Raw genomic sequence first — 24,471 nt, 5'->3', positions numbered from 1 at the left:
AACATCTGTTGCTGATGATGGCTGCATGGGGTGATTGCCTTGGTTCTCTCAAGTTCTCACCCCTTTGTGTTGTGTTGCTTTTATCTATTTTGTTTTTGCTTTAACCCTGAACATCCGCATAATGATTCCGGTAGAGCCTGTTAAACGACACAACACAGCTGAACCTCAACAGGCTAGCTTTCCGTTGAGAAATTTGAGAAGAGTCTAGTAATTCGCTACCGTTGGAGCCGCTCAATGAGCATGTCCCAGAAGTACTCAGCAGATCCCTGCTGCGAAAGAAGTTTGTTCGCATTTTGCCCACTGAAAGTGGCTAGTCCCAAAGGACGAAGAAGCAGGGCATAGCCGTCATCAGCAATGGATATGGATTCGTTATAACTATTATTCATCGAAGCACTGTGCGAGTAGGTGATACTCTCTCTGGAGGACTGGTGAGCGCCTATAGAAATCCGGCATTCCGTTGCTGCTTTGCCGCAGATATAGATGGTAGCCGTAAAATTGCTGGCATCAATACGCCTGAAACGATTTTCTACTCCTGGATTGCGATTTAATAATTCAATAAGGGAGTTCTCGAAGAAGTTTGCAATGTATTCAAACGATTCCTCCAAAAATTTGTCTCTGTCGTGCTCAGTGAAATCTTGACGAATGCGGAGGTTGCTAGATCGTGGAGCATCGAACACCTGCGGATTGGCAGAAGCACCAGAATGCTTGACCAGTTCCACAGGTACGCTATCAGGAGCAAGCTTAGAAACAGCCATCCTGATAGCCTGAACAACCTCCAGGAAAGCTTCATCCCGATCAGGAAATTTCGAGACGGGCTTGCCATCCCTGGGTACAGCCAGCAGATTGCCAAAAGGTGCGTGTTCCCAATCGCAGTGACGGAGAATAACCGGAAGGACTATGGCTTCCTGACGCTCGTGCCTTTCCATCGCTCTTTGCAATTCGATGTTGTGAATGTAATCAGAAGCTAGAAAACTTGGGCTTACCAACAGGAGAATAATGTCTGCCTCCTCAAGGTTTTTGCTGATCGCTTTGTCAAATTCCTCTCCTGCCCCTATTCGTCGATCATGCCAGATTTTGATAATACCCTGCCGCTTCAGCGTGGAAAGTTGGACTTCCAACTCGTCGCGTAACGCTTCGTCGATGTGAGAGTACGAGAAAAACAAAGTAACCATATGGGAGATGCTCTCAATCGCCAGTGTAGCTATCAAATCTAACCGCTGAAGGCGCGTTGCAGTAAAGTTTGAAAAAGATACTTGACCCGAAGTTTGAACTCGCGTCGCTGCACTCATACACTTTTATAGTTTTCCGCCATCTTTTTATATTTCTCCTACTCGGACAGAGGCACATGAGGCAATGGCATTTCTTGGAGTACCTCCCAATGAGTGTGCTATGGCTTTAGGAGCAACTAAGGTCTTCTATGCTTATTCCCCTGGTGAAGAATTAGACAACGTACTAGAGTCTCATCTAAGTCTCCTAAGACGTAGAGGCATCATTCATGAGTGGCACGCTGGTAAACTTGAACCGGAAGTGACCGAGAACGGACTATCAGAGATCAACTAAACACAGATGTTATCATTTTGCTATTAGTTAGCGCTAATTTCATTGCTTCCGATCACGAATATGAAATAGCTACTCAAGCAGTTTATTGGCATAACATTGGATAAGCTTGTGTAGTTCTAATCGTTATCCGTCTCATGCATTGGCAAGATGCCCGTTTTGTCCGAAGTCCTCGGACAAACTTGTAACAGTATCTGTCCTGGTACCAAGGGTTTTAGGGCTTAATTCTCATTGTTGGGCGCAACACGACGACAAGTAGACATATCAAGGGTAGCCCAGATGCAAATGACAAATTCTTACTTAGACAAGATCGCTGTGGAAATTCGGCGAACCGCCGATCCCGATGCGGTCCTGTTAGACGGGGATTTGCCCCTCTACCGCATCTACGCTGTCCTGTTGCTGGCTAAAGGGCAAGACGTAGTGGCAGAGGATGTGCATAATGCGTGGGCTGCATGGGCCTGCGAGCATGAGCCTGAAAGCCAGAGTCTCTTGCCCTTTAAGGAACTGTCGCTTCGGAATCAACGTAAAGATCAATTATACGTTGACGCGATCCGTCAAGTTGCTGAACGCATGAAGCTGGGTGAGTAAAAAAGGATAATCCTATGTATATGTTTTCTCAAAAGAAGGTTTGCATTAGCTTTGATTGGCATAATGATCGCCAATACCGATACCTTTTGAATGCTTGGAGCGCAAACCATAGAAGCCCAATCAGTTTTGAGGATCTAACACCAGGGGCAATTAATACTGATGATGTTGGCAGAGTCAAAGCGGTTTTGACCAGTAAGATCCGGAATGCCACACACACGCTTATCCTTATTGGAGAACACGCCAATGATCTGCACGAAGACAGAATTAAAATCGGTACACGAAACTGGATTTGGTGGGAGATTGAGCGAAGTAAGGAAGAAGGAAAGCGTTTAATTGCAGTCAAGATCGACAGCAAAAACCCAACACCCGATCCACTTTATAATTCCAGTGCTAAGTGGGCGATGTCTTTTACTGTACCTGCCATAATTAAAGCAATCAATGAGTCGTAGGTAACGGCGTGACTACTGGGAAGCAGCTTACAGACAAGCAGCTAGAAATTCTACACGACCACTATAAAGAGACTTTTACGCGACTTCGAGAGGCAGAGGCTTCACGAGATCGACTACTCATATGGGTAATTGGACTCTTCGCACTGCTAATTTTAGAGATTGGCTATCCAGCAGCCGTAGGAGGGACATTAGGGAAGCTGAGTGTAGTCGGTGGAGAACTTAATCTTCAATCACTACCATTACCAGCACTTCTCAATGCAACATGGGTACTGACCCTTGCAATCAGCCTGCGATATTGCCAAACCACAGTTTTAGTCAATCGTCAGTATCCTTACCTTCATTCCCTTGAAGAGGCTATCTCTCCCGGACTTAGTGGGGGTGACCTTTATCAGCGTGAGGGTAAAGTCTATTTAAGGGAATATCCTCTGCTACTAGATGTAGCCTGGTTCGCCTACTGTATTCTCTTTCCGTTTATCTTAATGTTTGCGACCGTTGGATTACTAATCTGGGAAATCACTCGGGTAGACTATCCCTTCTACCACAAGATCTTTGATACTTGTATCGCTGGTGCTATTATCTGTTTCTTTTTTCTCTATCGAATGCAACCAACCCTAGCTTCTAAATGGAGAAGATGGCAGACGAGGTCGCGTAGAAAATAGATTTTTCCCAAACAACCACTTTGCATACATTGCCATTTATAACGATTTCGGCAGAAGTTCTGCTTAGAACTTTATTGGCGCATCTTAGGATTTTCGGACTCTTCCCATCTTTTAGCAAAGTTGCTGCCATCGGCTGCCTAATCAGTTCTTCCAGAACCTCGCTATCGCCCTTTCTGCATGCCTCTACGATCGATCAAGCGATTGCGTTCCTCCAACTCTATATCCTCCCTGCTAACCAACATCTCACCATTGAAGCTGAGATCGCTCTAGTTGCTCATCGGGGAGGCAGCGAAGCCTTAGCAGATCTTTTGACGCTGAAGTGTAGTTGTCGCGTCCGTCGATAAATGATCGCAATTCCGCGATGTCTGATCGCTAAAAGAATAGCTAAAACCCTTGCTGGAAAACTGTTTCCTTCTTAAAGAAGGTTCAATCGCGATCGCTTCAGCACTGCTTCTCTTAAAGCATTTTATCAATATGGCTTTTCTTCAAATTCCTGCCCAATCTATCTTCTAGACTCCGAGGTTAAATATCGCGGAATCAGTGTCAGTTATCGCGGGACGCGACACCACACTACGTCAGGTATTTTCTTTTGTAGAGATCGCCTTATCGCAGTCGCTTCACCATCGTGGTGGGTAAAAATGCAATTAACGAGATCGCTCTACAAACTACCTCTTTGGCAAGGGAGCCGAGCAAATTCTGCCGCAGGAAGCCTGACAAGCTATACAGTCATCCGATCTCCTGGTTGTCCGATCGTCAATCGGCTATCTAGTAGGTTTCGCGGTCTGGGTCTGAAGGTTGACCACTCAACACCTCCCACAATTGACCGGGAGTTGCCTTGACGTTCAAATAGGCGCGATCTACGTGAAGAACCTCTAGTCCATGATGTCGCAAGAAACAGGCAAAAAACTCCATCTTGCCCGTATCCCTGAGCGCTCGACAATTTTCCGGTACATCTTCGCGCCGAAACCAGAACGAGGCTTTTGTCCAGGTCAAACCAAAGATGCCTGTTTCTTTGTTGTAGCCACTCATAGGGCAGGTTTGCGATAAGTACGTTTGTATCTTACATCAGCATTTATTTTTAGGCACACGACTCTACATGCAAGTCTCGACTGAGCTTTTAAACTTGCTGGATTGACTAATCGCCCTACGTTTGGAGCTTAGGGTTGCTCTTGTTTTGAGATTATGAGCAGCCGCTTGAAAAACTTCTGATTGCTCTCGTGAATCAATTTGAGGGCTAAACTCAACACTTCTCGATCGTGCTGCTATGGTACTGGTCTGAGTACAGGACAAAAAGTTGCAAAAGGATAGGAGGAAAGGGTTTCATCAGAATTACAACATTCAAACCATGAAACCCTATGCATCAGATTACTCAATTACGGCAAACCTTGCAGCCCTTGCTCGGTTGGCATGGAGCAAGAGTTACTTTTCTGTCCTTGTTTCTGGTCGCCCTGTTCCGGGTCAAGACGGTGAACTTGGCAGAGGTGGCAACTGGATTTGCGGGACGAGCAAAAGCCGAGTCGAATTACAAACGCATCCAACGATTTCTGCGGTCGTTTGAGATCGATTATGACCTGATTGCCCGGTTGGTCATAAACTTGGTCGGGATTCCGAAGCTGTGGGTCTTGAGTGTAGACCGCACGACTTGGGAGTTTGGCTCGGTGACCATCAACATTCTGATGTTAGGGGTCGTGCATCAAGGGGTAGCATTTCCCTGTTTTGGCATCTATTAGACAAGCGGGGTAACTCGAACACGCAAGAGCGCTTTGACCAACTGGTCGAGTTTCTATGCGTCTTTGCACCTGAAGACATCGCTTTTCTGACCGCAGACCGGGAGTTTATTGGCACCCAGTGGTTTGCCTTGCTGATGGCAGAGCCGGTGACCCGGTTTCGCATCCGTATTCGCGAGTCGGAGTTCCTGTTTGATGGGCAGCAATTGCTTAAGACCACAATTGTGTTTCAAGATTTGCAGCCTGATCAATCCAAGGTGCTGTCCCGCAAACGACGGCTTTGGGGACATTGGCTTTACTTGGCAGGATTGCGATTAGAAGACGGATCGCTGCTGGTCGTTGCCACGAATCATGCACCCTCCACTGCCATCGCTGACTATGCTCTGCGTTGGGGCATCGAAACCTTGTTTGGCTGCTTGAAAACTCGTGGCTTTTGCTTGGAGGCAACCCACCTCAAAGACCCGGAACGGCTCAAAAAGCTCATCGCTCTCTTGACCTTGGCGTTCTGTTGGGCACATCGAGTCGGGGAATGGGTCGTGGAACAGCATCCGATTAAAATCAAAAAGCATGGACGCAAAGCCAGAAGTATCTTTCGCACAGGGTTTGACTCTCTCCGTACCCTGCTGCTCAACTTGGACGAGAAAATGGATGAGTTCCTGGATGTTTTGCGTTTTTTGTCCTGTACTTAGGGTACTGGTATTTGAGTCGAGTTCGCTGATTAGGTTAGGCAATTGCTCGTTCTAAAACCTCCATCGGAATGACCTGCCTCAATGCCTCCTTCTCTTCAAGAGTATGCGCCGCTTCCCACTGAGAGCGAATTGCAGCTAGGGACTCTGAAGTGAACCACGGGTCAGTTTCTACGACTTCGATATCAGTCTCCAAGACAGCCTTAATCTCAGCTTCTACAACCGCTTCAGGTTCTATGTATGCATTGTGGGCAACAATGAAGTCAGCTATTACCTCTTCACGCCAAAGGGAAGGCTTCAACGTGTAGCGATACTCTCGTGTCGTCTCTGCCTTTTTGGGCCGCCCCCTGCCTCGCTTTTTAGATGGAGGAAGTTTTGTGTTTGGAGTACTCTGCCTATGAAAATTGTATACAGGATCATCTATGTGATTTTCATGGACAGAGTATTCAGAAGCCTCGATTTGTACAGGTTTTGGAATGGTCACCCTTTCTGAATCAAATTCAAACCCTAGAAACTTCCTAAAAAGGTCGCTCACGAAGCTCATCGGATTAGTTTCGGTCGAAGCCATCAGCCCTAGAACTTCTTTGACCTCATCTGGGATCGCCATAGCGGACTTTAGAATCACTTTCACTGCCCAGTGGTCACGCGTCACCTGTTCGCCGTTGGGTAAGTCGAGCAGATGATGCAGATTCAGCTTTTGCAGCGTCTCAAATACCCGTTGGCTGGATCGATAGCCCATTCCCCAAATAGTGCCCGTCGCGCTGATCTGATGGGAGAGATGACGGCGATCGCTCTCTGATGCCATACCAGGGTTTTCCCATTGCGCCGCGCTCCGAAGGGCTGCCATCCTTTCTGCTCCTTTCCACTTGTCGGCATAAAAGTGACTAACGAACGCTCGATCGTCAACCTTTACCCCGTGTCGTTCTCGTGCAAGGGATTTAGTAGCTAGCAATCGATCAGCATAAGTCGCGTCCCCCTCCCTCAACTTTGTCCGTGCCTCGTCTGGGGTTAGCTTGCTGTCATCTAGCTCAATCCACTTATTGACAAAGGAAGGTTGAATCTGATCTACCTTTGCAGCTTTCAGCAGTTCGCAGGTTGAATCGGCGACTTCTACGATCAGACGCTGACTATTGATGTGGTGATCATCTAGCTTGATTCGAGCCTTCAAAGATTCCTCTAGAAGCTCTTTGCCCGCGCTTTCTCGTGCCAAATACTTCGCAGCCAGTTCATGGGCATTGGCGATTACGCCTTGCTTTTCAGCCTTCAATCCATGCTGTTTGATCGTGAACCCGCAGTCCGTGCGGTATTGCTTCAAAATTGCGTCTGGGTCAAATTTGCCGGGGTTGCTGCTAGTTTCCTCCACAAAGATGAAGCGGGGTACTGAAGCATCTCTCACTCGCCCTAGCATCTGATAGCTAACGCTAGGCTCTAAGCCGCTCGATAGCTCGACGATGACATCAAATAGCCCCTTTTTATTCATCGATATTCCAGACTCGATCGCAGGAGTGCCAATCACCAGCCGCGCCGGATGCACACTGAGCACCCCGTCACCATCCTCGAATAAACCTTTAGCCCACGGCTCCGATGAGGTTTTTCCGTCGAGCCTGAGGTTCTCAAGCTTGAGCAACTGAGAAATATAAACATCGATTTGTTCTGCGGCTTCCTGCGAAGTGGTTAGCAGTAGAACACGTTTGCCCTCCCGCAAGAGGTTGGGGACAAACTGCGCCGCTGCTTGCTTCTGGGTTGCCTTCCTGCTCCCCTCGCAAAACTGCACATTCCAAGGTGCTGGCTTAACGGTGTTCTCTGCCACAATGACAGTCATCTTGCCACCTGACAAAACTTTCAGGGCTTCAACTGCCAGAGCCGTTAGATGAGCTTCTCCACCAATGACATATCCGCCGCCTTCAGCAACCTTCTCTAGCAGAATCCCAAACTTAGTAATCGTCTCGATCCGTCGCTTGGGTTTAAGAGTTGTTGACAGCAGCAGGTGCTTAATCAGCGCATCTACTTCGTCTAAGACTAGTAGAACCTTACGCCCATTCTCGATCGCTCGAATTAACGTGTCGAATCGTCTCCGCAAAGAATCAATGCAGTATGAAAGCGCGTCTGTGGTGTTCATCTGCAAATCCGTCAACCGTCCAGCACCCAGCGTCTTGACGTGGATGAGATTCAAGCCGGGAACAAGCTTGTTCAGCAGATCGGTCGTCTGAAATAGCAGGTTGTTGCGATGCCCGATCACATCCACGATTAAGCCTTGATGTTTTGCTAATAAGGCTTTGATCGGCGTTGCATACCCATAGGTCTTACCACTTCCCATAGGGGAATTGATCAGCTGTCCTTGCCCTTGTTCTGGCAGAGGGAAGCCACAATCAGTCACTCTGGGAGCGTTTCTCACGATATCGGGGATTGCCTTACGTCCAAACTGCTGCACGGTCGATCGTGCCCAGTTCTGGCGAGCAGACTTCTTCCAATCCTTGAAAGCAAGAGCGCTTTTAAGAGTCATCTCAAAGCCCTCATGCCCTTGACTGGCAATGAAATCGTCTAGTCCTTTGCCTTGTGAAGAATCCCACTCTAAAACCCGAACCTCAGAGGTCAACATCAACACAGCTCGTCCGATCGTTTTGATGCTGCCTTGGACTCTGCTAATAGCTTCAGGCTTCGTGTCCTGGTCAAAGGTAAAGTAAGTCGAATGCCCTCTCACAGCGTCTCTGAGCTTGGGCATCAGTTGCCGCTTGTCGTATTTGCTGTGTCGTGTTTCCCACGCACTAGAACAGCCGTAGAGCGAGATGCAGGGATAACCTAGAGAGATTGCTGCTAAACACTTCGTGCCACCCTCAGTCAGGAATAAAGGCAGTTCCTTGGCTTCTTTGGAAGATAGAAACCACGTCCAGAAACTACCCTCAAGTGGCACGTCAACCCCAAATCGGACCGACATTAGTTTGCGGATTCTTTGCGGCACGTTAGGAAAATAGACCTGTGCCCCATTGCCCTTAATGGACTCGTACTTCTGGACTTTCCCGTCATCAGAAACTCTGGGAACATCGAGCCGTAGCTGCCATGGGTTACCAGATTCTCCTAAGAAAGCAGCCGCCTCGTTAAAAGGTTGCATTCCCCAGCCGCGTTGATTGGGAATCCTCCAGTTCAGCGCCTCGTAAAGCTCTTGCCCTTCTAGGTAAATGATGTTTGCTTCATAGACATCAAGGGCGATCTTATTTTCATTAAGGCAGCGATCTTTCCACCTGTGTTGAAACTCAGAGGCAAAATTTTGTAGAGCAGCAATCATGATGCCCCCCCTCTGCCACTGCGCCGAGGATTAGCTGCAAGCCGCGCTGAGTCGACTACCCAACCGGACGAGCCACATACTGAACGGTTCCACAACGAAGCGTCCAGCCCGGGAATGGCAATCCAGCTTCCACAAATCCGACAGTGGCCGTAGGATGTCGAGAAAAGATTGGACTCTGACTCTAGCCTGACTTCAGGCTGAACTTTAACTTTGGCAACTTTGGCTTGAATCGAGGGCGAAGTTATTTTGAGCGCTGCTTTGGGCTGTCGTGAAGCCTCAAAAAGCCCTAGCTGTGAAGATTTCGACATCTTTGGATTCCTTTGATGTGGTGAACTCAAAGGAATCAGGGATTCAGGAACCAGGCAGCCATGTTAACAACGGTGGTTAACGTGGAAACTCTTCAGAGTCTTAGCGTGTAAGGATTTTAACGACACTCTCTTGAAGAGTTGCGAAAAGATACACTAAGATTGAGATGTTAGGGCAAAATATACCTTAACAGCCTGGATTACCGGGTTCTTGCTGGGGAAGCAAAAAATGAATCCTCTGATTCCGGAAAGCCCTTGTGTCCTTGCAGGACGTACTAGGGCTTTCGCGTTTTAAACGTTACTCGAATCTGGCTAACCAAGCGCGAACAAAAGTTAAAATTTCCTCCTCTTGAATTACAAATGCGGTTCCCTTTCTCCTGAGAGCCAGGAGCTTTACATCCCCTACTTCAGAGTAGAGATGGGGCTTATGGGCTTCAGCTCTTGTTGGATGCCAAAGTGCCAAGACTCTAGCCGTAGAGGTTTTTTGAGCCTCCCTTGAGTTCAGCCCAAATAATGCCCTATTCTTATCCAGCCAAACTTTGTAATCTGCCAATTCTACTAGTGGGCAAGGGTTCCAAGTGCTCAACCCGCCTCGCTTTTTCTTAACCTGTAAAACCTCCTTCGACTCGTTGTAGACAACCTCACTATCTCCCTTTGAGCGGATCGAGAGGAATAGATGTGTTTTTTTGGGGAACCTGATAAATAGGTCGATCGGATTTTTGAACTTTATCCCCTGTGCTTCTTCTATACCTTGTACTGGAAAAACCTGTACTCCTTGATCTGTAAAGTTCTCCAGAAGTAGGGTTGTTACTTTTTCTAGCCGCACGATTTTCTCAACTCTTGCCAAAGGCGGGTATGCCATTGCAAACAGTAGAAAACCGGGTGGGAAGAATACTCCCGATGCCGCCGCTGCACCGCCTACCGCTAGAGCTTGTCTTGAAAGGATGTCTTTTTCCTTCCTTAATTGAGCTAAGGCTTCCCAGTTATGAATTGGAAGTTTGAAATCGGTTTTTTGCTGTTGCTGTGCCACTGCAATCATCAATCATTACCCCCTATTGTGCCCGTACTACGTCTCTGTCGCCCTGCTACAAAAACCTGATTTGCTGTCAAATTCAATCCCTTCAATGTGGGAGAGATAATTCGATCGTTTCCGCGAAACCGTTTGGCTTGATATTCGCCTTCAATAAGTTCATAGACCGTGATCGTAGGAGCTTTTGGAAAACCAATGTATTTAGCAGCCCCTAGCCCTTCGTGATCTACAACCCAGTACTCTCCGACTCTAAGTAGCTGGTATTCCTTCAGCTTTGCATCGTAATCTCCACTAGCAGAGCTAGGGCTAACAATTTCGACGACGATCGGCGCGGGAACTGTTAGCACTGCGCTTTGATTCAAAACAGGCTCAATTTCTTCAAAGGGGACGACTGTTACATCTGGCAATCGAGAACTATCATCATCTGTGCGTTGTCCAGTTTCCCGCACGGGAACCCAGTCATAGCCCAAACGCTCAATTTCTATTTCAAATACTCGTTCAAGAAAACGGGCAATTAAAACGTGTGCCCATGTAGGAGGTGTCATTTTAAGCAATTCCCCCCGCACCAATTCGTAGCGCTCATCAGTTTGAGCGCAAAAGTCGATGTATTCTTCAAAGCTCACTCTCGGTCTGACTGCTGCTTGTGTCATGGCTTCTACGCTTCTCCCTCTGAAAGAACTTGCTGTGCTGTCAGGTTCAGAGCCTCGGAGGTTGGAGATTGAACTCGATTGCTCCCTCGAAACTCTGCTGCTTTGCAGGCGCTGCCAGCTAAAGATGCTATCAGCCCCACTGCCCGCGATGGATCAACTAACCAAAATTCAGGGATACCCCGTTTAGCGTACTCCTGGGGCTTCTCAACGTAGTCTCGAACGGGTTCCCCACAGCGAAGCTGTTCGTAGTTTGGCTTACCAGGCTTTCCATGTGAAACCACTTCAATGACTAGCAATGGAGCAGGCTCACCAAGCTCTAGGAATGCCTGCTTTTCTTTACTGATAACACTTTTCGAGGCTTCAGAATGGATGGCAAAGCGGTCGAGTTGATCGTAAGTGCGAAAAATCGCTTCCCCTTCTTGCATTCTTACCTTCCTGCCGAAAAGATTTGATTAGCTGTAAGATTCAAGTCTTGAAGAATGGAAGAGGTAATCCGGTCGTCGCCTCGAAATTGCTGAGGCTGGTATTCTCCATCGACTAACGTATAAATGGTCATGGTCGGCTGTTTGGGTTTGCCGATATATCGGATACCGCCCAGTACTGAAAAGTCTATGATCCAATATTCAGAAATTCCTAAAGCCTCATATTCGTTGAACTTGTCCTCATAATCATCTTTCCAGTTTGTGCTGACGACTTCGATGGCAATCGGTGGCGGAACATAAGCTGCGGCAGAACTTGAACTTTGGCGCATCCGCTCCCACTCTTCTTTCGTAAATACAACGATGTCAGTTCTTCGACTTTCTTCCCTGCCTGTGCTGGGGTTGCGTCCTGTCATGACTTGTTTCTGCCGTTTGGGAACGTAAGGGAGACTCAATTCTTTGCAGTGGTTTGAGAGCCGCTCACAAAGTTCATCTGCGACATCTTCATGTTTGGCAGTGGGATCGACGATCGGCATAGGAAATCCGTCACGTAGTTCAAAATCTTCGCCTGAACCATCGTCCCAAGCGAGAAACTCTTCAAAGGTCAGTGGTTTTTGAATGACTGCTGCTTGTGCCATCGCGTGTTCTCCGAAGTTTGCGCCCTTATCGCTAATCGCTTCTGTGCCTCTACTGCCTAGATCAATGATGACTCAAATCTTTTAGCTGAGTGCTTTTTCGATCTCAGCCTCTAACCAAGTCAGGGTTTTTTCTTTCGCAAAGTCAGCCGCTGCCCGTGCCGCCTCTGCCAGAATGGTGTCTGTGTTGGGAGTCAACTTTAAGGCTCCACCCAAATACCCTAATGATTTGCAGTAATAGTCAGAAAGGTTTGTTGATGCGAGTCTTTTTACGAGTTGGTGGTCGCCGCGCTCAAAAGCCGCTAACGCTTTACGGTGCAGATCAGTTTGAGGCTCGTCCAAAACGTCAACGATCGCTTTAACGGCGATCTGTACCCGCTCTAACGTTAGCTCTGTGGTCTGTGTTGCTTGCATCATCGTTTATTTCCAGTCTTCAAAGTTTTCAGCCTCTACTTGATTCGTCTGATCGAATTGTTTTGCCAACTGCCTCTCGAAACTCTCGCACGGCTTTGAGGTGATTTGGCTCATTGAGGGCTTTGATTAACAGTTGCAGATCCAGGTTTGACAAAACCTCAGACTGTTGAATCGCCTCGTATCTATCTATCCGCAACGCATAGAAGGATAAACGTTCTTTTTCCCAGAACCAAACTTCAGAAATCTGAAGGCGTTTATATGCTTCCAGCTTGTTGATTCCCCCGCTGGTGACGACGACTTCGATCGCTAAATCGGGACGATCGCGATTTTCTCCAATCTCATAAGACTCGTCGGCTTCTCGCCTCACTAAACCCGATTCGCTCTCCAAAGTCATTGACCCAGTGGGTGTGTGAGGGATACCCGCAATTTCTAAATAAGCTTCGATGAGAATACCAATTCGTTTCTTAACGACTTCATGCTTTTTCCCAGGCATACGTCGAATTTCTAACACTCCGTCTAAGAAAGACACTCTCACCCCTGGCACGTCTAGCAGAGGCTCAACTGCCTTGAATTGCTGCCATGTGAAACCAGGAAATAGAAGTGGTTCTGCAATTTTTTCAAGATCAATCTCTAAAGTTGTGGTCATGGCAATTCGCCTCACTTATTTTTATCCGTAGATTCTGAACTCAGTTCTCCATTTGCTTCCGCCTTGGCAACCTCTTCTACCAATACAGACTCGATGAGATTGCTCAAGCTCCGCAAGCGGGATTCTGCCAACCTCTCAAGTTTTTCTTTGATTTCTGGTTCGCAGTAAGCGACCAGCCTGGCTTTGTTTGTTGCCACGTCATTGAACTGCATACACTTTATATCCCTTTAGGTTACTCGATAGCACGGTGCTTAACTCAAGTGTACACACTTTATGCAAACTGTGTGCTATCTTAATTCGTAGGCAGACGGGAAATGAATCGCAGCGAATGCCTAAACGCCTTGCAACCCCATACAGCTTTTGACTAAGGAGAATACAACTAATGGCTAAGATGCTTGACTTGGATGACTCTGCCACTGCTGAAGTCTTTGAGAGAATCGACCCCGCGACTCTTCAAAACCGTGCCTACGCCCGTTCGCACGAACCTACACGCAACGACGTAGCGATCGAGATCTTGGACGGATGCGAACCCACTCAGGAACGCGAACCTGTTAAAACTCTGCTCATAGATATTGACGATCTGCTGACGATTGAGCACTGGAAACCCGCAGAGCCGCAGTTTTGCAAAGAGATTGCAGCTCATTACCAACAGGGGAAGCGAACGATTCAGAAGTGGTTCGTCGATCTGCGGGAAATTGCCTATTGGCTTGATGAGTCAGAACTGAGATTGAGCGACGATCGGTACACGCCACTTGCGGTTGAGCTTTTGGGAGATCGCTACTTCGCTGGCTCTAAAAAGAAGTGGGAAAAGGTTTTGACGGATCGATTTGTCGATCGTCTTGCCGCCACTAGTGCCCCGGCTTCTCCTGAAATTCTCCTTAGCCCAACTGAAGTGTTGCCGCAAACTGGTGAACCCACCGATCTGCGTCCTAACGGTCTAGTGCTGCACTTTGGCTCCAGTCTTGCCCTGCCTGCTATTCCCGGCATCGTCCCCCCTGGTAACGATACCGCCTATCTAACGCAGATCCAGCAGAAGCTAGAGCAGTTTGAGGCACTTCAACAGCAAGTTATTGCTCAAATGCAGCAGCAGTATGACCAAGCTCAAACCCTCAACGCCCAATACCAAGAAGCGACCAGCCTCAGTGACCAGTTACTCCTGCAAGAATTCCAACTGAGGGGCGTTCAACTTGGTTACACCGCCCTGCAATTGAAGCAACAGGCATTCAAATCAACGGTTCAAGCGGCTGAAGCCGGAACCCTGTCAGCGCCGGGAAAGCCTCAACCCGGAGATGCTCAACCACAGCCAGCGTAATTCTGTTCACGATCGGCTTGTTCCTGATGAGCGTTTGGCTGATTGTGCCTCACCTTGCCCCTTATTCTCACAATCCTCAGACCGATGGAACGTTCCACGATCGCTGACCTAATTACCGCCCGGTTTGATTTAAGTCGCGCTCTCCTGCAACTCCAGGAAGGGCAACGAAGCTGTTGCTTGGCTGCAATGGAACTCCAAATCGCAGCAGCAAAAACCGATTTAGCGCTCATTCACCACGCCCAAGCTCAACTCAAAGGAGTACAAACCAATGCCTAGACCCAGAAAGAACCCAGTCACAGACCTGCCCGTGATTGAAGTGGAACCTGTAATGGGTGAACCAGGCATTTTCCAAACCGAGACCGAGCAAACCAAGAGCAACGTTGTGCCGATCTCCACAAGCTCAGAACCCGTTGACTTTGGTAGGGACTGGAGTGAACTGGATCGTGTTCTCTCAGATGTTGTCAACTTCGTTTAAGGAGTCACCCAAATGCCGTTTAATCTACCTCAAAGCTTCGAGGTTAATCTGCCTGACCTTCAGGAGTTTGCCAACAACGCGATCGGGTTCGAGCCTAACCCAGATCTCCCCCGTATCAGTGACTCCCAGCGAGAACAAGACGCGCTGACCTACCGTGAGCAGATGAATGCCGCTGCCAATCTGAAAGACTCGATTCAAGTGGCGAACAAGTATGTCGATGCGGGAATCTCAGCGACTAAGTTAGGAAAGTCCCTGATCACCTATCAAATCGGACTCCAGGATATCCGCACCGAGAAAGTGAACTTCCAGAAGTCTGTCCTCAGAACAGACTTAGCCTTCACCGAGCTTTCAGAGTTGAATCTCAAGCTGGGCTATCAAACCGCCTTCTTGCCCGTGCTGGAGCAGGAATACCAACACAAGCTAACCGAGGCTCAAAGCAAGGCAGACCTGGCACAACGTAAAGCGATGGCTCACCAGTTTGAGACCGAGATGAAGTACCCGACGATCGACATCCAATCTCGCATCGCCGCCTGAAGTCAAAGCCCCTAGACAAGTTGACAGCCAATCTAGGGGCATCCTTCCAAACCTTCTACAGAAAGGAATTGCCCTCATGCTATCACTCAAAGAAATCAAGCAGCCCCTGAGCTTTGCGGGCTTTTTGGGCAGTGCAATTACGCTTCTCGCTGCCACGACCCTGTTCAACAACTCAAAGTTTGCGAGTCTCTCCACTCTCTCAGGAACGCTTTCCCTATATGCCTATATAAGAGTTGAAAAAGAGAACACTCAATCACGACTGCAAGAGGAGCTTGAAATCTCACAAGCCACGCTCAACCAGGTGGAAGCCTCCTTAAAAGAGACGAGCCATCAGAACCAGGCGCTACTGTGCAAAATCCAGCCCTATATACAACCTGATGGTTCCTTGCTCAATGTCGAGGCTCAAGAGTCCCTCGTTGCGGCTCTGAGAGCCTACTTGGAACGGGCTGAAGAACGTCTCTACATCTGCACCGATCAGCTAGAGGCGGTGACTGAAGAACGTGAGTCCTTGAAACTCGAAGCCGATCGCCTGAAAGGTCAAATCATCAGTCTAGAAGAGGTCAAAGCTCAGTGGGCGCAAAAGTTTGACCACATGATTCTGGCTAATGCTCAAGAAGTTGATGCCCTCAACGCCAGAGTGAATGAGTTGAATCTAGAGAATATGCAGTTCAAAGCACAGTTCAGCAATGCTGACGAAGTGGCTAGACTCCGAGCTAAACAAGAGTTCTATCAGACTCAAGAGAAGCTAGAGGCACTCAAAACTGAGTATGGCGAGGTGTTTAAAAAGTATTCTGACGTGGCGACTCTCTACAACTCGCTGCGGTCTGAGCATTTAGCGCTCAACGACGAGTATGTGAAAGAGTTCACAGAGCTGAATGAAGCCGTGTCAAAGGGACTGCCCACAGCGTTCCAATCCGTCATAGATGCCCGTGATCAGGAGCTAATGAGACTGTCAGGGCATCTCAACGTCTTGCTGCAACCGCAATTGTTTGAAGCGATCGGAGAATACGACCGAGCCAATCGACTGATCACAGCCCTTTGGGAAGGGGACTCTAAAATCTGTCTCGATGCGTCTGAAATCGTGCCCTACAGCGACCAAACGGGTTTTGATGTCTACTTCAATCTGAGGGATCGCAAAAGCAGAGGTCAAGCGTTCATTGATGGATTGAACAACCAGGGCAATGAGTTCTCTGTGTTCTGCGGGTGCATCAAAGACCTGAAGTTTGAGTATGACCGCATCAACCCTCATCGCATCAAGACAGCAATGGTCTTTCGTAAAGCATCTAAAACAGAATCTAAAACCACGATCGATAAACTGTGGATACCTGCCACTCAGTTTGAGAAAGTCCACAAGCTGGTCAAGAAACCCGTCACCCGTGTAATGGGAGCAACGGGTGAGGGCAAAGGGATTTTTGCTAACCTGCTGCTGGCGATCGAAGCCAATCAACCAAGCCCCAGCTTCACTCGCTTGCATGACCCGATGGATGGCTCTAGTGAGGATTACTGGCAGATCTCCAAAGCTTCTAAAAGCACGGCAGAAACGAAAAAGGCAGTCAAAACCTTTGTCTCTGAGTTCAAGCACCGCTTAGAGAATGGCATCTCAGAACCGAAAACCCTGGACGTGTTTGATGAAATCGACATCGTGGCAGACAGCGATTCATCCATTAACAAAGACTTCCTTTCCTGCTCGAAAGGGATGCGGCACAACGGCATGAGAGCCTACCTGATTGGGCAATCTCCCTCTGTGGGCAAAAAGTCCTGGGAATGGGCAGACATGGACAACTTCAACGCTGTCTATTTTGGCACGGCGATCATCACGGCAATCGATAAAACTCCCGCACTAAACTCTCAATCAGACTCCTTGAAAAAGAGCTACGAAAAGCTAAGAGCATTTTGCGACCAACAGAATGAAGAACTGGGTTTAGAAGGGGGCAATCAGTACCGCTTAGGGTTGCTTGTAACAGGTGGAAAACCGACCTTCTTTGAACTGCCGAACGCAGATTCTATTGTCTGTGATTGGTCAAAGTTGACTCAAGAATTACCCGCGATCGAGTCTGCTTTCGAGGCTCAACCTGAGTCTAGACAGCTTAATTCAGAGTGTCCTGAATGCCAGTCAACAAACTTGAGAAACAAAGGAAAGACAAAAGACGGGAACAGCAATTACATGAAGTGTAAGGACTGTAACCACAATTTCAAGGTCAGTTTGTAGCGTCCGTAATCTTAGGCAAACTGTTGGGCACTTGCCTAACCCTGCCTAACGTCTCTCTAGAATCCCCAGTGCATCAAGCTTTTGGAATTAGGCAAACGATGGGCATTTCCCCATGCCCGTGAATTAGGCACTGCCCAATCCTGTTAACAAACACTCGTTCATTCCTGTTAGGAGAAACCATGTACGGGACTCGAAGTTCACCCATTAAAACAATGTTGATTAGCTTTCTCGTCGGTTGGATGTTTGGCACCTTCTTTAACGTCATTCCTAAGTCGTCTCTGCCCTGGGAGCAATCTCAACCCACGAACACTAGAAGGGGTTAGGCAATGCTTAACGTCTTGCGAGTCTTTCTCTATCCTTCCGTCTCAATGCAGGAGCGTCACAAACTGCCCAAAGAATCAGGAGTTTATTACCTAAGACTAGGCACAGTGAAGGAGATTGGAAGCACCAGCAAAGAATCAGAATCGAGCAGACAGACGACTATGAAAGGTATCGATTACATACTCGAATCGTGCCCACAAGAAAGCTCGATTTCGTTGAATATTCAGAGATTGAGATCTTTAACCCTCCCTTCAACATCAAGAGCATTGACCCACAAAAATGCATCAATTGGCGGTTAAGGCTGGAACTGATAGCGGTTGAACTAATTTGGATGGTTGCCATCGGGCTAACGATCGTTTCTCTCTGTCTCTTGCTGAATCGCTAATTATTTCAATCTGCCTACAGCGCAGATCCTGCCCTCAAAGTGTTGAATTCGGCTGCATCCTGCCTTGATAGTCCAGTTTTACCCAGCGTTCCTTCTGTCAATTTCCTAGGTTAAGGAATATAAACTATGTCAATTGTCCTGCTAATGTTCAAACCCATGCAACCCTTAGAACTAGGCGAATCAGTAGTGTTCAATGAAGCCCATGTGGTGATTTCGCAAGACAAACACAATCGTGTGATGTGGTTCGAGCGTATTCCCCAGATAGGCGAGCTTGTGGTGTTTCCGCCTCCCAGAGGGCGTGGCGCTGTGTGTTTCCGAGTTGATCAAGTGCAACATTATCCCGTAGAAGTAGGCAGTTTGCCTGCCTCGGCTACGCTACCCCAAGGACTCATTGCTCTCCGACCCATCTTGGTTAAGTAACGGCAACCTAGTTCTTGGAACAAACCCCGTTGAAGCGAGCGAGGGGTCTGCAATGAGCCACTTGTCCCCTTATAGCTACTTACAATTGCACCTGTAGCTCGATCGTCATCCCCATTTGACTCCAGCACTGCGATTCCCGCTACTCGATGTTCTTCGGGATGACGAGGGGCTATGCTTCAAGTTTTCAGTGAGTAAGATGCGTCTACAAGACTGCCGTGGCTGGGAACTCTAATCCAGTCGCATGGAGTCCCACAATGCCACACCTTGATTGGAAATCAATTCGGTGGAAGCGAATCACCCTTGTTATTCTCCCGATCGCTCTCTTCCTCACTGTTCCCGTGTGGCATCGCCTTCTTAACCCAGCTGCTTATGCAGACATGCGGTGTGTGATGCAAGACTCTCAGGGAGAGGCTACGAAAGGAGCACGGTAAGCCGAATGCACAAACAATGGCAAGCAAACTCTTGTTTTAAGGGTAGAGGAATAAGTTTGGTTTCGATAAGTAGAAGCTTCAAGTCATGCAATGAAAACCACCAATATTGAGTGGAGAGGCGTGGTCAGGGGCGATGAATACAGTTCCTGACGAAGCTATAAAGCACTTCCGTCTGACCGTTGATGGGGGACTGGCGGAACCACTCCTAGTGGGTCAGTTGGCATGAACATCGCCATTCTTAAATTCTGGAAATAACCTATACAAAAAGCTCTTCAGCGTTTGAGAATCACGACAGACGGGGCAAATGACCCCCTAGCGAGAAAGCTGATTGAATCGGGAATGCAGCCTTATCCGGGTCGGTAGTTAGTCGTTATCAATGATGAGAAGGCGAAAACCTTGCCCGATGACCTGCAAGCTGAGTTAAGGGCATCGTTTGACTTGAGGGAGACATCAGGGGAAGAGTTTAACCAGATTAATGAGGCGGTTAGACAAGAACTGATAGTGACGGAACCTGGTAATGAATGACGTGACAAATTTAGTACACTTGCACCCCATCGGTTCCTGCTCTACAATGGCGGCAACGTGTTGAGGACAAAGGCAATGAATAAAGGTGAACTGATTGACGCGATCGCGGAAAAGGCAGAGGTCAGTAAAAAAGATGCTGATGTCGTTTTGACCGCACTCATTGACTCGATCGTAGAGGCAGTCTCCGCAGGGGAGAAAGTCTCGCTGGTCGGTTTTGGGTCGTTTGAGCCGCGAGATAGACAGGCAAGAGAGGGACGCAACCCTAAAACGGGCGACAAGATGACGATCGCAGCGACTCGGATTCCTGCCTTTTCTGCGGGGAAAGCCTTTAAAGAGAAAGTGGCACCTAGCGATTAGTTGAAGCGCTGAGGCAGTGAGATGCGAAAAATCATCCACATTGACATGGATGCCTTCTATGCCTCGGTCGAACAGCGAGACTATCCCCGCTATCGAGGCAAGCCTCTGGCTGTAGGTGCCACACCCCATCAGCGAGGGGTCGTCTGTGCAGCTAGCTATGAGGCGAGAACGTTTGGCATCCACTCTGCCCTGTCCTCACGGGTTGCCCTCCAGCGCTGTCCTCACCTGATTTTCGTCCCACCTCGCTTTGACGTGTATCGGTTAATCTCGCAGCAGATTCGCGCCATCTTTGAGCAGCACACCGACCTAGTGGAGCCAGTGGCACTGGATGAAGCCTACCTGGATGTCACAGAGAATAAGTTGGGATTGCCTTATGCCACTACGATCGCGCGAGCGATTAGAGCTTCTATCTTCAAAGAGACAGGCTTAACGGCTTCAGCAGGGGTGTCTTTCAACAAGTTTCTAGCGAAGATGGCATCGGGGCTGAACAAGCCCAATGGCTTGACGGTGATTCTCCCTGAGCAAGCGGAGACGTTCGTGGAATCTTTACCGATCGAGAAGTTTCACGGCATTGGCAAGGTTAGCGCCACCAAGATGCACGAGTTGGACATTCACACAGGAGCTGACTTAACGCAGCGGTCTGAAGCTGAACTGGTGCATCATTTTGGCAAGGTTGGGCACCACTACTTTAAGATTGCCAGGGCACAAGATGATCGGTTAGTTGAAGCGAATCGAATTCGTAAATCCGTGGGTGCTGAGACTTCTTATGCTCAGGACTTAAGCGATCGGGCGGTGATGCTGCATGAACTGGAAACCATTGCTGAAACGGTCTATCAACGGCTGGAGCGTCACCAAACTGGCGGACGGACAATCACGCTGAAGGTGAAGTTTGCGGACTATCAACAGATCACCCGCAGCCGGACGGTGATGAATTCGATCAGGGAAGTGGCGACGATCGTTTCCTTGGCGCAAGAATTGTTTGAAGCGGTTGAGTTGGAGGGGCGGAATGTGAGGCTGTTAGGGATTTCGTTGTCTAATTTGGGAGGGGAGGAGCGATCACTAGGTGCGTCTCCCCTCGAATCGTCGATTCAGTTGGTCTTGTTTTAGCAGGAGAATCCTTTCATGTCAGAGATTCCACCTCAATTCACTCCTTTAGAACTTCATGACTGGCAGCAAAGCCTTGAAGAGGCAGCTCGGCACAACATTTTTTGTCACTGTCGGGAGTGCGAGCGGGAGTGGATTGCCTCTAACCCTGAAGCGTGTGTTTGTGGCAGTAAGCGTGTAGAAAGTATTGCTTACTGGCAGTTTCCAGATGGATAAGGGAGGTAATAGAGATGGATTTCAAAGGTTCCGTTGCATGACCTTACGCCTATCCCGAACCAGCTCTGTCTAGAAAGTTTTTGAGATTGTACGGGTATCAGAAATCACTCTAATTAGTGATGTAGTCACGTGTATAAAGTTTAGGGCATTGGAGCTTAAACACTTTGTACGCGGCTCAAATTAAGGAACTGATCGAAGCTGAACATTTAAAAACTGGAAACGCTTGGATTGAATTGTCTCGGCTTTCTCAGCTTTTATACGACAAGCATCAGGCGACAGTCACCAAAAACTTCTTCATTGAGAATCCAGAGTTTCGCACTTATGGAACACCAAATCCAAACGAAATTTATATTTCTTTACCCATTGAAATTAGTCTACTGACGACAGCAAAGAGACCTGTTTCTCAAGCCAACGACTTAAGCAGCCAAAATCGTTCAAAGCCTCAAGCTCCACCAAATTTTGAGTCTTGTGAAGAGCTAGAAGAGTCACTGTATCAAATTCTCCAGCTTCTGACCTATAAACACCCTGACACGTTTGTTGATATCCGAACGATAGAAAGCTACTTCTTCAAAGTTTATGGCACTTCGATTCAATCTGTAGTCAGTGAACTGATTCCCGATCTTAACCCAGTAGAGTTTCTACAGTGTAGTAACAGGTTTCTCGTTGCACAGTTAGAGAGTTCTTGGAATGTAGCGATCACTCCTCTTAACCCTTCACTTTACATAGCCGATCTCATTTCTTAGAATCATGCTCCTCCACAACTGTGCTGTGAGTCGCTCATGGTAAACCGACCGCCCGTTCGATAGTTCATGACTTTGTAAACTTTGCCTCGGTTATCCCCAGGAGGGCAGTTTTTAGGAACTGAATTCAAGCACATCTTGACCTTATCCTTGAGCTTTGACGCTTGAACCGCAGAAACAGTGTCATAGGAAACCAAATAGATGCCGTTTGTAAAGCTGATAGAAGTTCCTGAACTTGCAATAGGCTGTCCAGTTTCTCCAACTAATCTCGTTCCCACACGAGCCACAAAAGTTTCTGAACATCGCCCTACTTGAGTGGGAGGTTTCGCGGCTTGACTGCTATAGGGTGTCAGCGTTAAAGCGAGAATTGCAAGGTTGATGCCGATTCGATTGATTTTGCTCACCATAATTTTCGTTGTGAAGAGTTGGAAAGTTGACTATCTGTAGTTATTTAAGCAGGAACTGTAAGATCTGCTCGGCAGGAAGGTACTGCTAAACTTCAATAAAGTTTTCGATAGAAAAAGTAAAATAATACGGTTTCCGTGTAAGTAAGAAGGCGAAATTAAATATAAAATGAGTTGAGAACAGATTTCACCTTTGTCTAACAATGCCTGCTCCCCTTCAAATCACGCTGACTCCTGAAGAAGATCAAACCTTGAGTGAACTCCGCACCGCTCAAACTGTGCCGCAGCGGACGCGAGATCGTGCCCATATGCTGCGACTGAATGCTCAAGGTTGGACAGTCGCGGCAATCGCCGACATCTTTCACTGTCATGAGCATACAGTACGCTCAACCATTGAGCGCTGGCGAACACGGGGACTGGGTGGACTCTGGGAAGCACCAGGACGAGGAGCCAAGCGCAAATGGCAGGAAGCAGATATGGAGCATTTGGAGCAATGTCTGGAAGCAGAACAACGGACTTACAACAGCCAGCAACTGTCCGCCAAATTGGAACAAGAGCGACAAGTCAAACTCAGTCCAGACCGGATTCGGCGGATCTTACAAAAAAGGGGTGGCGATGGAAGCGCACCCGCCATTCCCAACAGCACCAGCAAGACACAGACCTGCGACACGTCAAGCAAGCTGACCTCGAAACGTTAGAGTTAGCCGCCAAAGAAGGACACATTGACCTGAAATACTTGGACGAGGCAGGCTTTTGCCTCTACAGTCCAGTCAGCTACAGCTATAGCCGTATCGGGACTCAGAAGCAGTTAGAACAAGTACCGACTCGTGGCAGTCGCATCAGCATCTTGGGACTGTGGCAACCGGACAAGCGCTTTGAGTACGCCCTTGCTCAAGGGGGATTTGAGGGAGAAAGTTACATCAAAGTGATGGATTGGGTTGCCCAAACAGCATCAATCACACTCGAACAGACGGGACGGTTCACCGTGGTCGTCCAAGACAACTGTTCGATCCATAAACGTGACATCGTGCGACAACATTGGCAGAAATGGCAAGACCAAGGCGTATTTCTGTTCTTTTTGCCGCCCTATAGTGCCGAGATGAATCGGATTGAAGATCAATGGCATCAACTCAAAGCCCATGAGATCGCAGGACAGATGTTTGAGGATGAGTATGACTTAGCGATGACCGTAATCAGAGGAATGGAAACGCGAAGTGAAGCAGGCGGATATGCGCTCGAACGTTTTAAGTTTAATTCCGCCTAACTACTTACAGTGATTGAACTAAAGGATACCGATCTAAAAAATGCTGACTTGCGGAATGCGGAACTACGTTCCTCAAGTCTGAAGGATGCTGATCTACGTCGCGCTCTCCTACACCATGCAAATTTGGAAAACGCTAACTTGATGGGTACTCACTTAGAGGATGCGGATTTGAGTGGTGCTGACTTAAAAAATGCTGACCTAAAGTACGCCAGCGTGGGGAGCAAAACTTTAGAAACTACACTTCAGTGCAACACTGTCTTACCCAATAAAACAGTGTCAAATCGCGATTGTGCAAAATGGAATCAGGTATCTCAAAAATAAAACTTTATGAATCTATTCGTCTCTCCGAACTCCTACGATTGACGTTCCCAGCTTGATTTGTCAGCAAAGAGGAGTATTTAAGTACTGAGGTGGAACCCAAAAACTGGACAGGTGAATAAGCTCTAAACTTCCCACCTATGATAGGAATGGTTATGAGCAAAAACAAACGCAAACAGTACAGTTCTCAATTCAAAGCAAAAGTTGCGATTGAAGCGGTGAAAGGAGAGAAAACCATTGCTGAAATTGCGAGTCAATATAGCGTTCATCCGACGATGATTCACGGTTGGAAACGGCATCTTCTAGCGGGTATGAGTGAGGTGTTTGAGCGCGGTTCCAGCGCCAGCAAAGTGGAGCCAGAAGGGCAAGCCCACCTCGATGAGTTGTATCGACAGATTGGACAGTTGA

Annotated in this window: 27 protein-coding genes and 2 pseudogenes; 17 read left to right on the top strand and 12 right to left on the bottom strand. The window is 48.0% G+C overall.

Annotated features, from left to right (window positions below; genetic code table 11):
• Positions 1-215: 215 nt before the first annotated feature.
• Positions 216-1,289 carry a toll/interleukin-1 receptor domain-containing protein gene (locus A8707_RS22120; protein ID WP_197484961.1) on the bottom strand — a complete coding sequence of 358 codons (1,074 nt, stop codon included), beginning with the start codon at positions 1,287-1,289 and terminating at the stop codon, positions 216-218.
• Between the two features lie 553 nt (positions 1,290-1,842).
• Here A8707_RS22120 and A8707_RS22110 point away from each other — a divergent pair.
• A complete protein-coding gene (locus tag A8707_RS22110; RefSeq protein WP_068819355.1) occupies positions 1,843-2,145 on the top strand; it encodes a DUF7701 domain-containing protein in 303 nt (100 codons plus the stop codon).
• Positions 2,146-2,159: 14 nt separating this feature from the next.
• Entirely contained in the window at positions 2,160-2,594 is a 435-nt protein-coding gene (locus A8707_RS22105; protein ID WP_082906455.1) for a TIR domain-containing protein, read from the top strand.
• Positions 2,595-4,018: 1,424 nt separating this feature from the next.
• On the opposite strand, the gene A8707_RS22095 is transcribed toward A8707_RS22105, so the two are convergent.
• Positions 4,019-4,282: a hypothetical protein gene (locus A8707_RS22095; RefSeq protein ID WP_068819350.1), complete on the bottom strand. Its 264-nt coding sequence runs from the start codon at positions 4,280-4,282 to the stop codon at positions 4,019-4,021.
• Positions 4,283-4,608: 326 nt separating this feature from the next.
• Between A8707_RS22095 and A8707_RS22090 the strand changes: the two are divergent.
• Positions 4,609-5,669 (top strand): annotated as a pseudogene (locus A8707_RS22090) (IS4 family transposase).
• Between the two features lie 34 nt (positions 5,670-5,703).
• On the opposite strand, the gene A8707_RS22085 reads toward A8707_RS22090, so the two are convergent.
• The 9 genes from A8707_RS22085 to A8707_RS22050 form a co-directional block, all read right to left on the bottom strand.
• Complete coding sequence (locus tag A8707_RS22085; RefSeq protein ID WP_068819349.1) at positions 5,704-8,949, bottom strand: DUF3854 domain-containing protein; 3,246 nt, start codon at positions 8,947-8,949, stop codon at positions 5,704-5,706.
• Positions 8,946-9,257, bottom strand: coding sequence for a hypothetical protein (locus A8707_RS28545; protein WP_156518819.1), 312 nt, complete (start codon positions 9,255-9,257; stop codon positions 8,946-8,948). The genes A8707_RS22085 and A8707_RS28545 overlap by 4 nt, the downstream gene beginning before the upstream one ends.
• 295 nt (positions 9,258-9,552) lie before the next feature.
• The gene (locus A8707_RS22080; protein ID WP_068819348.1) at positions 9,553-10,293 is read right to left on the bottom strand and encodes a hypothetical protein; all 741 of its coding nucleotides are present in this window, start codon (positions 10,291-10,293) and stop codon (positions 9,553-9,555) included.
• Entirely contained in the window at positions 10,293-10,934 is a 642-nt protein-coding gene (locus tag A8707_RS22075) for a Uma2 family endonuclease (protein ID WP_068819347.1), read from the bottom strand. The genes A8707_RS22080 and A8707_RS22075 overlap by 1 nt, the downstream gene beginning before the upstream one ends.
• Before the next feature lie 5 nt (positions 10,935-10,939).
• Positions 10,940-11,359: a Uma2 family endonuclease gene (locus A8707_RS22070; protein ID WP_068819346.1), complete on the bottom strand. Its 420-nt coding sequence runs from the start codon at positions 11,357-11,359 to the stop codon at positions 10,940-10,942.
• Positions 11,360-11,361: 2 nt separating this feature from the next.
• Positions 11,362-11,991: a Uma2 family endonuclease gene (locus A8707_RS22065; protein WP_068819345.1), complete on the bottom strand. Its 630-nt coding sequence runs from the start codon at positions 11,989-11,991 to the stop codon at positions 11,362-11,364.
• 81 nt (positions 11,992-12,072) lie between these two features.
• Positions 12,073-12,405: a hypothetical protein gene (locus A8707_RS22060; protein WP_068819344.1), complete on the bottom strand. Its 333-nt coding sequence runs from the start codon at positions 12,403-12,405 to the stop codon at positions 12,073-12,075.
• Positions 12,406-12,430: 25 nt separating this feature from the next.
• Positions 12,431-13,048: a Uma2 family endonuclease gene (locus A8707_RS22055; protein ID WP_068819343.1), complete on the bottom strand. Its 618-nt coding sequence runs from the start codon at positions 13,046-13,048 to the stop codon at positions 12,431-12,433.
• Positions 13,049-13,059: 11 nt separating this feature from the next.
• Positions 13,060-13,260 carry a hypothetical protein gene (locus A8707_RS22050; RefSeq protein ID WP_068819342.1) on the bottom strand — a complete coding sequence of 67 codons (201 nt, stop codon included), beginning with the start codon at positions 13,258-13,260 and terminating at the stop codon, positions 13,060-13,062.
• Between the two features lie 170 nt (positions 13,261-13,430).
• Between A8707_RS22050 and A8707_RS22045 the strand changes: the two genes are divergently transcribed.
• The 11 genes from A8707_RS22045 (at position 13,431) to A8707_RS21990 (ending at position 22,080) form a co-directional block, all read left to right on the top strand.
• Entirely contained in the window at positions 13,431-14,360 is a 930-nt protein-coding gene (locus A8707_RS22045; protein WP_068819341.1) for a hypothetical protein, read from the top strand.
• 84 nt (positions 14,361-14,444) lie between these two features.
• Entirely contained in the window at positions 14,445-14,636 is a 192-nt protein-coding gene (locus A8707_RS22040) for a hypothetical protein (RefSeq protein WP_068819340.1), read from the top strand.
• On the top strand, positions 14,629-14,835 hold the full coding sequence (locus A8707_RS22035) for a hypothetical protein (RefSeq protein ID WP_068819339.1): 207 nt from the start codon (positions 14,629-14,631) through the stop codon (positions 14,833-14,835). Before A8707_RS22040 ends, A8707_RS22035 begins: the two co-directional genes overlap by 8 nt.
• A gap of 12 nt (positions 14,836-14,847) precedes the next feature.
• Positions 14,848-15,369 carry a hypothetical protein gene (locus A8707_RS22030; protein WP_068819338.1) on the top strand — a complete coding sequence of 174 codons (522 nt, stop codon included), beginning with the start codon at positions 14,848-14,850 and terminating at the stop codon, positions 15,367-15,369.
• Between the two features lie 76 nt (positions 15,370-15,445).
• Positions 15,446-17,578, top strand: a complete 2,133-nt coding sequence (locus A8707_RS22025; RefSeq protein ID WP_068819337.1) for a hypothetical protein — start codon at positions 15,446-15,448, stop codon at positions 17,576-17,578.
• 179 nt (positions 17,579-17,757) lie between these two features.
• Positions 17,758-17,901 carry a hypothetical protein gene (locus tag A8707_RS28540; RefSeq protein ID WP_156518818.1) on the top strand — a complete coding sequence of 48 codons (144 nt, stop codon included), beginning with the start codon at positions 17,758-17,760 and terminating at the stop codon, positions 17,899-17,901.
• 509 nt (positions 17,902-18,410) lie between these two features.
• Positions 18,411-18,704 carry a hypothetical protein gene (locus tag A8707_RS22010; RefSeq protein ID WP_068819334.1) on the top strand — a complete coding sequence of 98 codons (294 nt, stop codon included), beginning with the start codon at positions 18,411-18,413 and terminating at the stop codon, positions 18,702-18,704.
• Between the two features lie 1,016 nt (positions 18,705-19,720).
• Entirely contained in the window at positions 19,721-20,017 is a 297-nt protein-coding gene (locus A8707_RS22005) for an HU family DNA-binding protein (RefSeq protein ID WP_269452756.1), read from the top strand.
• Positions 20,018-20,038: 21 nt separating this feature from the next.
• Entirely contained in the window at positions 20,039-21,124 is a 1,086-nt protein-coding gene (dinB, locus tag A8707_RS22000) for a DNA polymerase IV (RefSeq protein WP_068819332.1), read from the top strand.
• A 15-nt stretch (positions 21,125-21,139) separates the two neighbouring features.
• Positions 21,140-21,337: a hypothetical protein gene (locus A8707_RS21995; protein WP_068819331.1), complete on the top strand. Its 198-nt coding sequence runs from the start codon at positions 21,140-21,142 to the stop codon at positions 21,335-21,337.
• Between the two features lie 164 nt (positions 21,338-21,501).
• Entirely contained in the window at positions 21,502-22,080 is a 579-nt protein-coding gene (locus A8707_RS21990; protein ID WP_068819330.1) for a hypothetical protein, read from the top strand.
• 2 nt (positions 22,081-22,082) lie between these two features.
• Here the strand turns inward: A8707_RS21990 and A8707_RS21985 are convergent, their stop codons facing one another.
• A complete protein-coding gene (locus tag A8707_RS21985) occupies positions 22,083-22,484 on the bottom strand; it encodes a hypothetical protein (protein ID WP_068819329.1) in 402 nt (133 codons plus the stop codon).
• Between the two features lie 200 nt (positions 22,485-22,684).
• Here A8707_RS21985 and A8707_RS27690 point away from each other — a divergent pair.
• The 3 genes and pseudogenes from A8707_RS27690 to A8707_RS21965 all read left to right on the top strand — a co-directional run.
• Positions 22,685-23,745, top strand: a pseudogene (locus tag A8707_RS27690) (IS630 family transposase).
• Between the two features lie 9 nt (positions 23,746-23,754).
• On the top strand, positions 23,755-24,066 hold the full coding sequence (locus A8707_RS30710) for a pentapeptide repeat-containing protein (RefSeq protein WP_068819327.1): 312 nt from the start codon (positions 23,755-23,757) through the stop codon (positions 24,064-24,066).
• A gap of 152 nt (positions 24,067-24,218) precedes the next feature.
• A partial coding sequence (locus A8707_RS21965) for a transposase (protein WP_068818922.1) occupies positions 24,219-24,471 on the top strand: 253 nt, incomplete at its 3' end.

The organism is Phormidesmis priestleyi BC1401 (assembly GCF_001650195.1).
Taxonomy (GTDB): domain Bacteria; phylum Cyanobacteriota; class Cyanobacteriia; order Leptolyngbyales; family Leptolyngbyaceae; genus Phormidesmis_A; species Phormidesmis_A priestleyi_B.
The sequence above is the reverse complement of the archived record's forward strand: the minus strand, read 5'-3'. Positions and strand labels throughout refer to the sequence as shown.